This window comes from Myxococcus eversor, assembly GCF_010894455.1.
Classification (GTDB): Bacteria; Myxococcota; Myxococcia; order Myxococcales; family Myxococcaceae; genus Myxococcus; species Myxococcus eversor.
The window spans coordinates 1-784 of the sequence record NZ_JAAIXY010000083.1; the positions used below are offsets into that span (position 1 = coordinate 1).

Consider the following 784-nt stretch of genomic DNA (forward strand, 5'->3'; position numbering starts at 1 on the left):
TGTTGCGAGGCGAGCTGGTTGATGGACGAGCAATCCGCCTGGTTGATGGGCATCACCGAGCGCGAGCGTGAGCGAGCGCGCTCGGAGATGGGAGCGGCCTACTGATTGGCGGAGTCGGTGTCGAGCACGCGTGCGAGTACGTCGCGCTCGACGAGCTTTTTCTTGCGACGCGCGGCCTCGCGAAGCGCGGTGGTCGCGAGCCGGTCGATGTCGCGGTGAGCACCTGAGGCGGCCTCGTGGAGCATCGCCATCGCGTCGGAGGCGAAGAGCTCTCGCTCGCAGCCCGCGTTCTTCAGGCGCAGGCGGAGGTACTCCGCGGTGTCATCGGGCCCAAGCGCGTCGATGGTGAGGCGGCGTGCGAGGCGGGAGGCGAGGCTGCGGTTACGGCGCATCGCGAGCCGCGAGTCGAGCTCGGGCAGGCCGACGAGGATGAGGGAGAGGAGCGCCTTGGAGTCCCACTGGTAGTTGAGGAGGATGTGGAGGTGGTCGAGCACGTCCTGGTGGAGCAGGTGCGCCTCGTCGAGGAGGAAGACGGGGTGGATGCGCTCGCGACCGAGGTCCTCCACGTGGCTGGACACGGCGTAGAAAACCGAGGCCGCGGTGGCGGACGGTGTGAGCCCGAGGGCCAGACACAGCTGGCGATAGAAGTCGCGGCGGCCCAGCGTGGCGTTGTGACAGTAGGTGAGGCGGAAGCCCGCCTGGGGCAGCCGGTGGCGGAGCGCGCGCAGGACGCACGTCTTGCCGACGCCGGGCTCGCCCACCAGCATGACGCTCTGCCGCTCGC

Annotated in this window: 1 protein-coding gene; it reads right to left on the minus strand. The window is 69.4% G+C overall.

From position 1 onward, the window contains the following. Positions 1-98 precede the first annotated feature (98 nt). A partial coding sequence (locus G4D83_RS45230) for an ExeA family protein (protein WP_163871169.1) occupies positions 99-784 on the minus strand: 686 nt, incomplete at its 5' end.